The following is a 14,684-nucleotide window of genomic DNA, read 5'->3' as shown; positions in this document are numbered from 1 at the left end:
CCCCTTGGAGGGCACTAGGACAGCAGGCTGTCGAGCGCCGCTTGCCCGCGGCTGAGCTGGCCCAAATAGCTGTCGGTGTCGATATTGGCCCCGCAGACGATCACGCCGACGCGCCGCCCGGCCAATTGCCCGCGCAGGGGGCCGAGCGCGCCCGCCATCGCGGCCCCGGCGGCAGGTTCCACCGCCAGTTTCGCCGCCTGTTGCAGCACCACCATCCCGGCGCAGATCGCATCGTCGCTGACCGTGACCACATCATCGACATAGACCGCGCAGAGCGCATGGCCGAAAGGCAGCGCCATCGGCGGCCCAAGGCTGTCGGCGATTGTGTTAACCTGAGGGATGGTCACCGGCGCGCCGGAGGCGAGGCTTTGCGACATGCTGTCGGCGCCCTCGGGCTCCACGCCATAGACCCGACAAGCGGGGTTGACCGCCTTGACCGCGGCGGCGACACCGCTGATCAACCCGCCACCGCCGACAGAGACGACGACCGCGTCCAAATCCGCCACCTGCGCCATCAGTTCCAGCCCCACCCCGGCGGTGCCGAGCGAGGTGTGCAACCCCTCGAAAGGATGGATAAAGAACCGCCCCTCTTCGCGCACCAGTCGCTCGGCCTCGGCAAAGGTCTCTTGCCCGGCGGGTTTCAGGATGACCTCGGCCCCGGTGGCACGGGCGAGGGCGACGCGAAAAGGGTTGGCGTTGTCCTGCATCACCACCTTGGCGCTGATGCCAAGCTTGGCCGCAGCCCAGCCTGCGGCGATGGCGTGGTTGCCCGCGCTGGCCGCGGTGATCCCGCGCCCGCGGGTGTCATCGTCAAGCTGTCGCGCCACCGACAGCGCGCCGCGGGCCTTGAAGGTGCCGGTATGCTGAAAACACTCCAGCTTGAGCGCGACCCGCGCGCCGCCCAGCACCTCGTCGACCATGGGAGAAGACAGCGTCACCACCGGTGTTTGCAAGATATCGCTGCGCAACGCGGCGGCCCGCGTCTGCATCGCCTCCAGCGTCATTCCGGTAATGTCCACGTCGTTCATTCAGCCGTTCCCTTCGGGTGTCCTTAGGGGAACAATAGCCTCGGTTTTGGCTTCTGCCAGTTCTTCGAAGTCGAAATTATGCAAGCGCCCCGCGCGTTTGGCGGCTTTTTCGCTGCTGACTTTGATTTCTTCCACGTCCCGCCGCGCTTGGGTGAAATGCCGGTCGAGGTTGCCGACACGCATCGCCAGACGCTCGACATCCTTGTTCAGATTGCCCAACTCCTTGCGGATCGCGCCTGCCTGTTCGCGCATCCGCGCGTCCTTCAGGATCGCGCGCATGGTATTGAGCGTGGCCATGCAGGTGGTCGGGCTGACGATCCAGACGCGTTTCTCAAAGCCTTCGCGCACGAGTTCGGAAAAATTCGCGTGCAACTCGGCATAGACCGCCTCGGAGGGCAGGAACATCAAGGCGCCTTCCGCCGTCTCCCCCTCCAGAATATATTTGTCGGCGATGGCATTGAGGTGCACCCGCACGGCGGTCTTCATCTGTTGGGCGGCGGCGCGGGTCTCGGCTTCGGTCTTGGCGCGGCGCAGGGCCTCATAGGCCTCCAGCGGGAATTTACTGTCGATCACGATCGGGCCCGGAGGATTGGGGAGATGGATCAGGCAATCGGGCCGCTTGCCGTTGCTGAGCGTGGCTTGCAGCGAATAGCTGTCCGAGGGCAGCGCTTTCGACACGATATCCCGCAACTGGATTTCACCAAAGGAACCGCGCGTTTGCTTGTTGCTCAGGATGTCTTGCAGCGACAGCACGTCGCCCGACAGTTTGGTGATATTGTCCTGCGCCTTGTCGATGGAGGCGAGCCGCTCCTGCAACTGCGCAAGGCTGGAGGTGGTGCGTTTGGACGAGCCGTGCAGCGTCTCGGTCATGCGCTGCTGCATCTCGGCCAGCGAACGGGCCGAGCGGGCGGCGTTGTCGGCCAGACGGTCCTGCATCTGCTGCTGCACATAGGCCAGCCGCGCTTCCATCGTCTGCATCATCTGCGCTTGGGTATTGCTTTGCGTGTCCGAGACCATTTGCAGCCCGCCGCGCAGCTGCTCCTGCCCCTGCCCCAACTGCTGCACATGGCCGCCAAGCACGCGCATCTGCTGCGCCAAGGGGGCGGCCACACGCGCCGAACGGCCCGCGGCGCGGACCGCCATGATCAGCAGGATGACGATGAGCAACAGCAGCCCCGCGCCCGCAAAGGCCAAGAGCGTCACAGGGTCGGAAAGGGTCAGGGTCGTGCCGGCAAGCTCCATCAAGTGCGCCCGAACAGCCGTTCGATGTCGGCGAGTTTGAGTTCAACATAGGTGGGCCGCCCGTGGTTGCACTGGCCCGAATGCGGCGTCGCCTCCATCTCGCGCAAGAGCGCGTTCATCTCTTCGGCGCGCATCCAGCGGCCCGAGCGGATCGAGCCATGACAAGCGACCCGGCTCAGGATCGCTTCGATCTTGGCCTGAACGATGTTGCTGCTCTCGCCCTCGGCCAATTCATCAAGCACGTCGAGGATCAGCGCACGGGCGTTCACGGTGCCGAGGATCGCAGGCGTCTCGCGCACCGCGATGGCGCTGCCGCCGAAGGCTTCGATGCCAAGGCCGAGTTGCGCAAGCTCCTCCGCCAGTTCCAGCAGGCGCGCGCAGTCATTGGCGGACAGTTCGACGATTTCGGGGATCAGCAGCGCTTGGGCCGCGACGCCGTTCTCGTTCATCTGGCGCTTGAGTTTCTCATAGACCAGCCGCTCATGCGCCGCGTGCTGATCGACGATGACCATGCCATTGGCGGTCTGGGCGATGATGTAATTTTCGTGCACCTGCCCCCGCGCGGTGCCAAGCGGGTAATCGGGGGCGGGCGCGGCCTCTTCCGCTTCGGGGGCGGCGGCGTGGCTCGACGCGGGGGTCTCGGGCAGCGGCGTGCCCTCCACCCGGCCCCAAACGCCTGCGGTCTCGGCAAAACCGGGGGCCTGCGCCTGATAGGCGGCCTCTCGTGCGGCGGGGCTGGGGCGGTCCCTGCCCGCGCGGTCCATCTGGTAGACCCGCGCGCCCTGCGGCTCGGGCTGCATCGCGCCCAGGGTCGCCTGCGCCACGGTGGTCGAGGCACGGTGTCCGGCCTCGGCCAGCGCGTGGCGGAGGGCCGAGACGATCAGCCCCCGCGCCAACCCCGGATCGCGAAAGCGCACTTCGGATTTCGCGGGATGCACGTTCACATCGACCAGCGTCGGCGGGCATTCCACGAAAAGCGCCGCCGCGGGGTGACGGTCGCGGCTGAGGAAATCGAAATAGGCGCCGCGCAGCGCGCCCGTCAGCAGCTTGTCCCGCACCGGGCGGCCATTCACGAAGAGATATTGCGCCACGGCAGAGCCGCGCGAATAGGTCGGCAGAGCAGCGAAACCGGTCAGATGCAGCCCCTCGCGCATGGCGTTAATGGGCAGGGCATTCTCGGCAAACTCCCGGCCCAGCACCTGCGCCAGACGGCCATGCAGTGCATCGAAAAGATCGCCCTGCTCGGCCTCGGCGCGGAACACATCGCGGCCCTTACCGTCACCCGAGACATCGCGCAGCACGAAACGCACGAAAGGCTCGGCCATGGCGAGCCGTTTGATGACATCGCCGATCGCCTGCGCCTCGGCCCGGTCGGTGCGCAGGAATTTGAGCCGTGCGGGCGTGGCGAAGAACAGATCGCGCAGGGTGACGATGGTGCCGCCGTTCAACGCCGCCGGGCGCACCTCGCCCATGCGGCCCCCGTCGACGGTGATCTCGGCCCCGTCGAACCCGGCCGCGCGGCTGGTTATTGTGAGCCGCCCGACAGCACCGAGCGACGGCAGCGCCTCGCCGCGAAAGCCGAAGGTGTGGATATCCAGCAGGTCAGAGCCGTCGATTTTGGAGGTCGCATGACGCGACAGGGCCAGCGGCAAATCTTCGGGCGCGATGCCGCAGCCATCATCCGTCACGCGGATCATCGTCTTGCCGCCATCTGCATATTCCACGGTGATGCGCCGCGCGCCCGCGTCGATGGCGTTCTCGACCAATTCCTTGACCGCCGAGGCGGGCCGTTCGACCACCTCGCCCGCGGCGATGCGGTTGATCGCGGAATCGTCCAATTGACGGATGACGGGGCGAACTTCGCTTATATTGGGGGTCGGGCTGGGCATACCGCAAGACCTAGCATGGCGGCTTTTGATTCTGCCAGATGTGAATGCGTCTATGAGGGCCGGGTATCAGAGGTTCTGGGCAAAGTCAGCGGACCGCCGCCAAAGGTGGGGCGATCCGCTGCTGGGTCGGCTACTCGGCGCACTGGTGCTTTTGTTATTCCGGTCTTATCAGAGCGGCGGGCGACCCGGGTACAACTCGTCTCCGGCGGAGCTTGCCACTTGTATAGACGCAGGACGAATCACAGGTCAAAGCAAAAGCGAATCAGTCGCCGATAAAACGAATCGTTGCGATTCGATTAAGCGGTGGGCGCGGCGGCACCTCTATGCCGATGCGGCCCCATCACTGCCGCGGCGCCAAGGATCAGCCCTGAGACGGTCGCGATCATCCCCGCCGCCGAGACCGAATCCCGCAGCCCGATCCACAGCGGCCCGTAACCTGCCAAGACATAGCCCAAAATCGCGGCCACGGTGGCAAAACCCACCGACCATGCGATCTGGTGTTCCAGCCGATTGGTCATCATCCGCGCCGCAGCGGGCGGGCAGATGAACATGGCGATCACGATGATGCTGCCCACCGCGTCAAAGGCGGCCACGGCGGCAATGGCAGCAACGATCACCAGCCCAAGGCCCAATGGCCCGGTCTTCATCCCGATGGTGCGGGCAAAGCCTTCGTCGAAGGTGCTGATCTTGAGCGGTCGCCAGAACACCGCCGTGAAAAGTGCAACGAAAAGAAACGTGACCGCCATGCGCGGCAGTTCCACCGGGATGGTCGCCAGCGCCTCGGGGTCGAGCAGCGACCCCCAGCCGGTCGCATCCAGCCAGATCAGGCTTTCGAGATTGCCATAAAGCGCATGTTCCACATCGAGATGCACATTGCTGGTGTCGGATTGTTCCAGCAGCAGCACGCCGCCCGCGAACATCGCGGTAAAGACCACGCCCATGGCCGCGCCGGATTCGATCTTGCCCAAACGCCGCACGCCTTCGATGGCCAGCACGGCGACCAGTGCCGCCCCCGCCGCGCCCAACAGCATCGGCCAAGTGCTGACCACACCGGTCAGCAGGAACGCCACGACGATCCCCGGCAGCACCACATGGCTGATTGCATCGCCGATCAACGCTTGGCGGCGCAGCACAAGGAAGTTCCCCGGCAAGGCGCAGGCCACCGCCACGAAGATGCCCGTCAGCATCGGCACCAAGGACAGGGGGACGAATTCGGAACCGTTCATGCCATCACCCCGCCGCGCATGTCGATGCGGCTGTCGATTTCGCGGATTTGGTCGGCGGTCAGCACCGTCTCGATGGGGGTCAGACCGTCATATTGCTGGGCCGCCGCCTCGTAAGCCGGATCGCGGCGGATCAGTTGCCAGCGGGTTTCATCGCGCAGCGCCTTGGCCGCGCGGCCCCGGCCCGCCTTGGTGGCGACCCCATCGGGCAGCGCATAGCCTTCGGCCCGCAGCAGGCGCAGGGTGAGTTGTTCATAGATCGGCTGCCCATGGGCCAAGGCCAAGAGCCCCTGCCGCAGATGGACCCGACGCTGATAGCGCCGATGCCGCAGTAGCGCCGACAGCGCCCCGCGCCCCGGTGCCAGCAGCAGCGACAGCGCAAAGAGCGCGAAGCCCACCAGAACGATGATCGGCCCCGTCGGCAGGTTCGGCTGCGCCGCCGACAGCGCCGCGCCGATATAGGCCGCGATGCCGCCGAGCGCGCCCGAGATCAGCACCACATGGTCGGTTCGCTCGCTCCAGAAACGCGCGGTGACGGGCGGGATGATCAGCAGCGCCACGATCAGGATCAGCCCCACGATCTTGAGCCCAACCACCGTCACGGCCAGCACCAGCCCCATCATCGCCAGATCCGTGCGCGGCACGTTCTGCCCGATGGCGGTGCCATATTCGGGATCGAAAGAGGCCAGCGTCAGCGGGCGGCGCAAGAGCAGCACCAGCGCCAGCGTCAGCGCCGCCGCGACGGCGATGATCAGCGCATCGCTGCGCAGCATCCCGGCGGTGGAGCCCAAAAGGAAATCCTCTAGCCCCGCCTGACGCCCCGCGCTCATGGTCTGGATCACCGTGAGCAGCACGATGCCAAGGCCAAAGAAAACCGACAGGACCGAGCCAATCGCCGCATCCTCGGCCAATCGCGTGCGGTTGCTGAGCCATGAGACCAAGAGCAGCCCCACCCCCGCCGACAGCGCGGCCCCCAATAGCAGGCCGATCAGGTTGCGCCCATCGCCGCCCAAAGCGACCATCACCATGAAGGCCAGCGCCACGCCGGGCAGTGTCGCATGCGAAATTGCATCGCTCACCAACGCCCGTTTGCGCAGAAACAAGAAGGTGCCACCAACGCCTGCCGCCATGCCCAAAAGCGTGGCCCCCAGCGTCACCAGCGTGGCATTATAGCCCAGTTGCAGTGTCAGCGCGTCCCAGATCATGACAGTTGCAAGGCATCCATCTGCGCGCCCGCCAAACGCCCGCCATAGGCGTCTTGCAGGTGGTTGGACTTGAAAACCTCCGCGACGCTGCCCTCGGCCACGCGGTGGGTGTTGATCAGGAAGACATTGTCGAAATACTCAGGCACCGTGGACAGATCATGATGCACGGCGACGACCGTCTTGCCCGCATCCCGCAGCGATTTCAGCACCGCGATGATCGCCTTTTCCGTCGCCGCATCGACCCCGGCAAAGGGTTCGTCGAGCAGGTAAAGGTCTGCATCCTGCGCCAAGGCCCGCGCAAGGAAAACCCGCTGCTGCTGGCCGCCCGAGAGTTGGCCGATCTGGCGGGTGGCGAAATCCTCCATCCCGACGCGGGCCAGACAATCGGCGGCGCGGGCGCGGTGCACGGGGCGGATGCGGCCCAAAAGGCCCAGTTGCGGGTAAAGCCCCATCAACACCACGTCGATCACGCGGGTCGGGAAGTCCCAATCCACGCTCGCGCGCTGCGGCACATAGGCGATGCGGTGGCGCTGTTCGGCCACCGGCTTGCCATAGACGGTGGCGGTGCCCGCCAGCGGGGTAAGGATGCCCAAAGCGGCCTTGAGCAGCGTCGATTTCCCCGCCCCGTTCGGCCCGATGATCGCCGTCATCTTGCCCGGCGCGACGGTCATATCCACCGAAAAGACCGCAGGCTTCTGCCCGTAGGAAACGGTCATCCCGCGCAGGGCGAGCGGGCTGTCGGCGCGGGCGGTCGGCGCGGTGTCACGCGTGCTGGCGAGTTCGAGTGTCATGGATCAGCTTCCCTGTGCCAGCTTGCCGCTCATCCCGCCCGCATCGACCGGCGCGCCGAGCGCGCGGGCGATGGTGGTGACGTTGTGATCGATCATACCGATATAAGTGCCCTCATAGCTGCCCGGTTCCCCCATGGCGTCACTATAGAGCGACCCGCCGATCACGACCTCATGACCGCGCGCCGCAGCCCCCTCGACCAGTGCGCGCATGTTACGGTCGGACACCGAAGTTTCGACGAAAACCGCGCCGATCTCGCGTTCAACAAGCTCATCAACCAGCGAAGAGATGCGGTTGAGCCCCGCCTCGCTGTTGGTCGAGATGCCTTGAATGCCGATCACTTCGAAGCCAAAGGCGCGCCCGAAGTAGCTGAAAGCATCGTGCGCCGTGACCAAGACGCGCTGGCCTTCGGGCACCTGCGCCACGGTCTCGGCGGCATAGGCGGCGAGTTGGTCCAGTTCCGCGCGGTAGGTCTTGGCATTCGTGGCAAAGGTCTCGGCCCCCGCCGGATGTGCTTCACTCAGCGCGCGGGTCACCTCATCCACCACGGCGGTCCATGTGTTGGGGTCCATCCAGACATGCGGGTCATAGCGGCCCTCGTAATCCGGGTGGCTAAGCAGCCCCTCCTTGGGCAGGGCTTCGGCCACGGCGATCACGGCGCGTTTGCGGCCCAGATCCTCAAAGAACCGCTCCATCTGCGCTTCAAGGTAAAGGCCGTGCCAGAGCACGAGATCGGCCCGGGTCAGCGCCACGATGTCGCTGCGCGTCTGGCGGTAGCTGTGCGGATCGACGCCCGACCCCATGAGCGAGCGGACCTCGACCAGATCGCCACCGATCCGCCGGGCGGCGTCAGCGATCATGCCGGTGGTCGCAACGACGTTGAGCTTTGGCGCGGCAAAGGCAGCGGGCGCGGCCCCGAGCAGGGCAAATGCGCTCAGGCTGCCGATCAAAGCGGTGCGGCGGGACGGGCGAAAGGGATCAGATGCATGTGTCATGGGGGTATTAGTGAGAACGATTCTCAATTAAGTCAACAGTTGAGAATCGTTCTCATTAACAATTTCCACATTTCGCCTGTTTTCCAGGCATTCGGCCGGTGACGCGAGGTTAGCGTCGCTTGCTTTGGCCCCTGCACCATGCCATTTTGCGCGCCTGACCAAACCGGAGAGACCCCGATGGCCACCCAGACGACCCCGCAGCACCGTGAGACAGAGACCGACGCGCCGGGCCATCTGCCCCAGGTCACCGAACCCCGCGTCGAACCGATGCCGCTTGATATGGATTGGCTGCGCTCGGTGCAGGCGAACACCTCGGCGATCGAACGCCGCGCCGCCGCCCTGCCCGCCCGCCGTTCGCTGAAAAAGGACCACCAAGCCGCGTGGCTGCTGCGCGCGGTGACCTGTATCGACCTGACGACCCTTTCGGGCGACGATACCGCGCGCCGGGTCGAGCGGCTTTGCGCCAAGGCGCGGCAACCGATTGCGCCCGATCTGCTCAACGCGCTTGGCATGGCGCCGATCACCACCGGCGCGGTCTGCGTCTATCACGAGATGATCCCCGCCGCGCGGCGCGCGCTGGAGGGGACGAACATTCCCATCGCCGCCGTCTCAACCGGGTTCCCGGCAGGGCTGTCGCCCTTGGAACTGCGCATTCGCGAGATCGAGATGAGTGTTGAGGCCGGTGCGAGTGAGATCGACATCGTGATCTCGCGCCGTCACGTGCTCTCGGGCGACTGGCAGGCGCTTTACGATGAAATGCGCGCCTTTCGCGAAGCCTGCGGCGAGGCCCATGTGAAGGCGATCCTCGCCACCGGCGAATTGGGATCGCTGCGCAATGTGGCCCGCGCGTCGCTGGTTTGCATGATGGCCGGGGCCGATTTCATCAAGACCTCGACCGGCAAGGAAAGCGTGAACGCCACCCTGCCCGTGAGCCTCGTCATGATCCGCGCGATCCGCGAGTATTACGCGCGCACCGGCGTGCGCGTGGGCTACAAGCCCGCGGGCGGCATCTCGAAGGCCAAGGATGCGATCACCTATCTGGCGCTGATGAAGGAAGAGTTGGGCGACCGTTGGTTGCAGCCTGACCTGTTCCGCTTTGGGGCGTCCTCGCTCTTGGGCGATATCGAGCGGCAGTTGGAGCATCATGTGACCGGCAATTATTCGGCGGCTTACCGCCACGCGACCGCCTGAGCCCGTTGCAGGCTGCGGGAAGGTATTTGGAAAAGGATGAAGGCATGAGCGTGTCCGACATATTCGAAAGCATGGAATACGGGCCAGCCCCGGAATCGGCGGCAGATGCGCTGGCGTGGATCGTCGATCAGGGCGGGCGGTTTGGCCATTTCATCGATGGCGCCTTCACCGCGCCGGGGGCGGGGTTTGACAGCACGAACCCGGCGACGGGTGAGGTCTTGGCCAGTCTCACGCAGGCGTCGCAGGGCGATGTGGATGCCGCCGTGAAGGCGGCGCGCAAGGCGCAGCCCAAGTGGGAGAAGCTGGGCGGCCATGGCCGGGCGCGGCGTATCTATGCGCTGGCGCGCCTGCTGCAGAAACACGCGCGGTTGTTTGCGGTTTTGGAGGTCTTGGACAACGGCAAGCCCATTCGTGAGGCGCGCGATATCGACGTGCCCTTGGCGCAGCGGCATTTCTATTATCACGCGGGCATGGCGCAGTTGATGGAGAGCGAACTGCCCGATGCGCAGGCGCTTGGGGTTTGCGGGCAGATCATCCCGTGGAACTTCCCCCTCCTGATGCTGGCGTGGAAGATCGCGCCCGCGCTGGCGATGGGCAATACCGTGGTATTGAAACCTGCGGAATACACTTCGCTCACCGCGCTTTTGTTTGCCGATATCTGCCGCCAGGCCGGGCTGCCCAAGGGTGTGGTCAATATCGTGACGGGCGATGGCACCGTAGGCGAGATGATCGTCGGACATGAGGATATCGACAAGATCGCCTTTACCGGTTCCACCGCCGTTGGCCGCCGCATTCGCGAGGCGACGGCGGGGTCCGGCAAGGCGCTGACCTTGGAGTTGGGTGGCAAATCGCCTTACATCGTTTTCGACGATGCCGATCTGGATAGCGCCGTCGAAGGGCTGGTTGATGCGATCTGGTTCAATCAGGGGCAGGTCTGCTGTGCCGGGTCGCGCTTGCTGGTGCATGAGCCGGTCGCGGATCGGTTTTATGCCAAGCTGCGCGCGCGGATGGAGAAGCTGCGCGTCGGCGATCCCTTGGACAAGAGCATTGACGTGGGCGCGCTGGTCGACCCGGTGCAATACAAGCGCGTGAGCGAGATGGTCGAGGCCAATACCGCCGGTGAGCGTTTCGTGGCACCGGGGGCGATGCCGGAGAACGGCTGTTTCTATCCGCCCACCCTGATCACCGGGCTGAACCCGGCGGATCGGCTGATGCAGGAAGAGATTTTCGGGCCTGTGCTGGTCTCCACCACCTTCCGCACGCCCAGCGAGGCGGTGCAGCTGGCCAATAACACGCGCTACGGTCTGGCGGCGACGGTTTGGACCGAGAATGTGAACCTCGCCCTCGACATCGCGCCAAAGCTTGAGACCGGGATCGTCTGGGTCAACGGCACCAATATGATGGATGCCGCAGCCGGGTTCGGCGGCAAGCGCGAAAGCGGCTTTGGCCGCGAGGGCGGTTGGGAAGGTCTGGCGGGCTATACCAAGCCCAAGACGGCGCGGAAGCCTTTGAAGGAGATCGAAGCCTTCTCAGGTGAGGGTGCGCCGGAGGATGGGATCGACCGGACCGCGAAGCTTTATATTGGTGGCAAACAGGCGCGGCCCGATGGCGGCTATTCGGCGCCGGTTTGGGGCAAGTCGGGCGGGCTGTTGGGGCATGTGAGCCTCGCCAACCGCAAGGACCTGCGCAATGCTGTCGAGGCGGCGCATGCGGCGAAGGGCTGGTCGAAAACCACCGGCCATCTGCGGGCGCAGATCCTGTACTACATTGCCGAGAACCTTTCCGCACGCGGCGATGAATTCGCCGCACGTCTGGATGCGATGCAGGGTACGAAGACGGGCCGTCGGGAGGTCGATGCGGCCATTGACCGGCTTTTCACCTATGCCGCTTGGGCCGACAAATACGATGGTCAGGTGCACGGGGTGCCGATCCGTGGCGTGGCGCTGGCGATGAAGGAACCCGTGGGTGTGATCGGCGCGCTTTGCCCTGCCGAGGCGCCTTTGCTGGGGCTGATCTCTTGCATGGCCCCCGCCATCGCCATGGGCAACCGGGTGATCCTTTCAGCTTCCGACCCCTTCCCGCTGGCGGCGACGGACTTCGTTCAGGTGCTTGAGACATCGGACGTGCCCGCGGGCGTGGTGAATATCCTGACCGGCCCGCAGGCGGATTTGGCCGAGGCGATGGCGCGTCATATGGATGTGGATGCGGTCTGGTCCTTCGGCGCCGCGGCGCTTTCCGGCATTGTGGAGAAAGGGGCCGCGAGCAACATCAAACGCAGCTGGGTCAACCACGGCATGGCGCGGGATTGGTTCGGGGCCGAGGGCGCGGGGCGCGACTTCCTGCAGGCCGCGACCGAGGTCAAGAATATCTGGGTGCCCTACGGCGAATAACGCCCACCGCCCGGCCTATGCAGAAGCGCCGCCCCCCTGTCGGGAGCGGCGCTTTTTTTTCATTCCTGCGCTGTGTCTGCGACCTCTAGCCCTTCGGGCTGGCCGACGACAACGAAATGCAGGTTTTCGGGCTCCAGCAACTCAGCGGCGACGCGTTTGACGTCTTCGAGCGTGACCGCCTCAACCCTGTCGTTGCGGGTGGCGATATAGTCGGTCGGCAGGCCCAGCATCTGCATGCCGACGAGGATGTTGGCAATGGGCGTGTTCCCATCGAAGCGCAGCGGATAGGCGCCGGTGATATAGGTCTTGGCGGCGTCCAGTTCCTCTTGCGTGATGCCTTCGGCAGCGGCCTTGGCCCATTCGGCGCGGATCACCTCGATCGCTTCGGCGATGCGGTCATTGGACGAGCTGACGGAGCCGAGATAGGTCTCGGCCAGATCACGCGGGGCGAGGTAGGAATAGACGCCGTAGGTCAGGCCACGTTTCTCGCGCACCTCGGTCATCAGCCGGGATTCGAAACCGCCGCCGCCAAGGACGTGGTTCAGCACCGTCGCGGTGAACCAATCGGGATCGTCCTGCGCGAGGCCGGGCTGACCAAAGAGCGCGACGGATTGCGGCGTGGCGAAATCGACCACAGTGGTGCCGCTGGGGATATCGACCTCGGCCCGGGGCGGCATCGGCGCGCCTTCGGCGGGCAGCCCCCCCAACAGCTTGTCGAGCATCTGGCCCAACTCCTCGGGCGTAATGTCGCCCACCGCGCCAACGATGATGCGGTCCCGCGCCAGCACCGCGCGATGCGCCGCGAGCAGATCGTCACGCGTCAGGCCGGCGACGCTTTCCAGCGTACCATTGAGCGAACTGCCATAGGGGTGATCCCCAAAGGCGATCCGGTCAAAGGTCTGTTGGGCGATTTTGTTGGGGTCTTTCTGGTTCGACTGGATGTTCGAAATCACTTGGCCGCGCACCCGCTCAATGGCGTCTTCGTCGAAACGCGGCTCCTGAAGGGCCACGCGCAGAAGGTCGATTGAGGGCGCGCGGTTCTCGGTCAGGAAACGTGCGGACACGGAAAGCGCATCGTCAGAGACATCAAAGCTGAGGTTCGTGGCCAGCGCTTCGGTCGCGCGGCTGAAGGCGCGGGCGTCCATCTCGCCTGCCCCTTCTTCCAAGAGGCCGGTCATCAGGTTGATCGCGCCGCGTTTGCCGGGGGCATCGAGAGACGCGCCGCCACGGAAACGGATTTCCAGTGCCACGAAGGGGATCGAGTGTTCCTCGACCAGCCAAGCGGTGATGCCGCCGGGGCTGGTCACCTCCTGAATATCGACCTCGGCACGGGCGGGGAGTGCGGCAATTACCGTCAGGATCAGGGCGTAGATCAGTCTCATTGCGCGTCCTCCTTCATCAGCCAACCGGTGACCGATGCGCGTTTGTCGAACAGGTCGTGGGCGGCCTGCATGATGTCTTCGGCGGTGACGGCTTGAAGCACATCGGGCCATGCCTGCACGTCTTCGACCGTGAGGCCGATAGCGAGGGCCGAACCATAGCGGTGCGCCACGCTGTCCGCGTCGTCGCGAGCGTAGATTTGGTCGGCGCGCAACTGCGCCTTGAGACGTTCGAGGTGTTCCGGGTCGACACCGGCCTCCATGAACTGCGCGAGCGCCTCGTCCAGCGCCTCTTCGGCCTGTTGCAGGCTGACGCCGGGCACGGGCAGCACGACGAGGTCAAAGGTCGTGTCGTCCAGCGTGTCGGCCTTGTAGAAGGCGCCGGTGTAATTGGCGATCTGCGCGTCGAATTGCAGTTTCTCGGCAAGGTAGGACGTGGTGCCGCCGCCCAGCAATTCGCTAAGCAGCAAGAGCGCCGCCGCTTCCTCCTGTTCGCCGCTGTCACGTTCTTGGGCAAGATAGGAGCGGCGGACATAGGGCTGGGCCACGCGGGCGTCTTTGTAGATCAACCGACGCTCGGCGATCTGGGGCGGCTCTTCGGTGCGCAGACGTTCCGGCAAGGCGGGGTTGGCGGGGATTTGACCATAGGTGGCCTCGGCCAGTTCGCGCACCTCTTCCGGTGTTACATCGCCCGAGACCACGAGGATCGCGTTGTTGGGCGAGTAGTAGAGTTCATAGAACGACAGGGCGTCTTCGAGGTCCAACTCCTCCATCTCATGTTTCCAGCCGATGATCGGCACGCCGTAGCGGTGGTTGAGATATTGCACGGCGCTGAGTTGTTCGCTGAACAGCGCGGCGGGGTTGTTCTCGGTCCGCTGATTGCGCTCTTCGAGGATCACATCGCGTTCGGTTTCGATGTTTTCGGGGGTCAAACGGATGTTCTTCATCCGGTCGGCCTCCATCTCCATCATCAGGCCAAGGCGGTCTGCCGCGACGCGCTGGTAATAGGCGGTGTAATCGTAGCTGGTGAAAGCGTTGTCGCGCCCGCCGTTGGCGGCCACGGTGGCCGAGAACTCGCCCGCTTCCAGCTTATCGGTGGCCTTGAACAGCAGGTGCTCAAGGAAATGCGCCACGCCGGAGGCACCTTTGGGCTCATCCGCTGAACCTGCACGGTACCAAACCATTTGCTGCACGACCGGGGCACGGTGGTCTTCGACGACCACGACCTCCATGCCGTTATCAAGGGTGAAATGGGTGACCGCTTCGTTCTCGGTCTGCCCCGCCTGCGCGGCGGGGGCTGTGAAAAGCGTTGCCACCAGGGCCGCCATCATCGGCAGTCGGATCATTGCTTAC

The 14,684-nt window shown here is 65.0% G+C and carries 11 protein-coding genes; 2 read left to right on the top strand and 9 right to left on the bottom strand.

All coding sequences use genetic code 11. The features are described from left to right. Window positions 1-14: 14 nt before the first annotated feature. The 7 genes from FCK22_RS05195 to FCK22_RS05165 all read right to left on the bottom strand — a co-directional run bounded on the left by FCK22_RS05195 (window position 15) and on the right by FCK22_RS05165 (window position 8,371). Window positions 15-1,028 (bottom strand): pyridoxal-phosphate dependent enzyme, encoded by a 1,014-nt coding sequence (locus tag FCK22_RS05195; protein ID WP_082852155.1) that lies wholly within the window; start codon window positions 1,026-1,028, stop codon window positions 15-17. Then, complete coding sequence (gene rmuC / locus FCK22_RS05190; RefSeq protein ID WP_067267779.1) at window positions 1,029-2,273, bottom strand: DNA recombination protein RmuC; 1,245 nt, start codon at window positions 2,271-2,273, stop codon at window positions 1,029-1,031. It abuts the gene before it with no gap. Continuing rightward, complete coding sequence (mutL, locus tag FCK22_RS05185; protein ID WP_136720265.1) at window positions 2,270-4,159, bottom strand: DNA mismatch repair endonuclease MutL; 1,890 nt, start codon at window positions 4,157-4,159, stop codon at window positions 2,270-2,272. The genes rmuC and mutL overlap by 4 nt, the downstream gene beginning before the upstream one ends. A 296-nt stretch (window positions 4,160-4,455) precedes the next feature. After that, window positions 4,456-5,385: a metal ABC transporter permease gene (locus FCK22_RS05180; RefSeq protein ID WP_067266712.1), complete on the bottom strand. Its 930-nt coding sequence runs from the start codon at window positions 5,383-5,385 to the stop codon at window positions 4,456-4,458. Next, the gene (locus FCK22_RS05175) at window positions 5,382-6,587 is read right to left on the bottom strand and encodes a metal ABC transporter permease (RefSeq protein WP_067266713.1); all 1,206 of its coding nucleotides are present in this window, start codon (window positions 6,585-6,587) and stop codon (window positions 5,382-5,384) included. Before FCK22_RS05175 ends, FCK22_RS05180 begins: the two co-directional genes overlap by 4 nt. Beyond that, on the bottom strand, window positions 6,584-7,378 hold the full coding sequence (locus FCK22_RS05170) for a metal ABC transporter ATP-binding protein (protein WP_067266714.1): 795 nt from the start codon (window positions 7,376-7,378) through the stop codon (window positions 6,584-6,586). Before FCK22_RS05170 ends, FCK22_RS05175 begins: the two co-directional genes overlap by 4 nt. Before the next feature lie 3 nt (window positions 7,379-7,381). Next, window positions 7,382-8,371 (bottom strand): zinc ABC transporter substrate-binding protein, encoded by a 990-nt coding sequence (locus tag FCK22_RS05165; protein ID WP_067266715.1) that lies wholly within the window; start codon window positions 8,369-8,371, stop codon window positions 7,382-7,384. A 177-nt stretch (window positions 8,372-8,548) separates the two neighbouring features. Here FCK22_RS05165 and deoC point away from each other — a divergent pair, with 177 nt between their 5' ends. Further along, window positions 8,549-9,562 carry a deoxyribose-phosphate aldolase gene (gene deoC / locus FCK22_RS05160; RefSeq protein WP_067266716.1) on the top strand — a complete coding sequence of 338 codons (1,014 nt, stop codon included), beginning with the start codon at window positions 8,549-8,551 and terminating at the stop codon, window positions 9,560-9,562. 44 nt (window positions 9,563-9,606) lie between these two features. Beyond that, a complete protein-coding gene (locus FCK22_RS05155; RefSeq protein ID WP_067266717.1) occupies window positions 9,607-11,952 on the top strand; it encodes an aldehyde dehydrogenase family protein in 2,346 nt (781 codons plus the stop codon). Window positions 11,953-12,011: 59 nt separating this feature from the next. On the opposite strand, the gene FCK22_RS05150 is transcribed toward FCK22_RS05155, so the two are convergent. Next, entirely contained in the window at window positions 12,012-13,334 is a 1,323-nt protein-coding gene (locus FCK22_RS05150; RefSeq protein WP_067266719.1) for a pitrilysin family protein, read from the bottom strand. Beyond that, the gene (locus tag FCK22_RS05145; RefSeq protein WP_067266721.1) at window positions 13,331-14,677 is read right to left on the bottom strand and encodes a pitrilysin family protein; all 1,347 of its coding nucleotides are present in this window, start codon (window positions 14,675-14,677) and stop codon (window positions 13,331-13,333) included. Before FCK22_RS05145 ends, FCK22_RS05150 begins: the two co-directional genes overlap by 4 nt. Window positions 14,678-14,684: the final 7 nt, after the last annotated feature.

The organism is Sulfitobacter sp. 15WGC (assembly GCF_005068605.1).
Lineage (GTDB): Bacteria > Pseudomonadota > Alphaproteobacteria > Rhodobacterales > Rhodobacteraceae > Sulfitobacter > Sulfitobacter faviae.
Note: the sequence above shows the minus strand (reverse complement) of the source record. Positions and strands in the feature narration are given on the sequence as shown.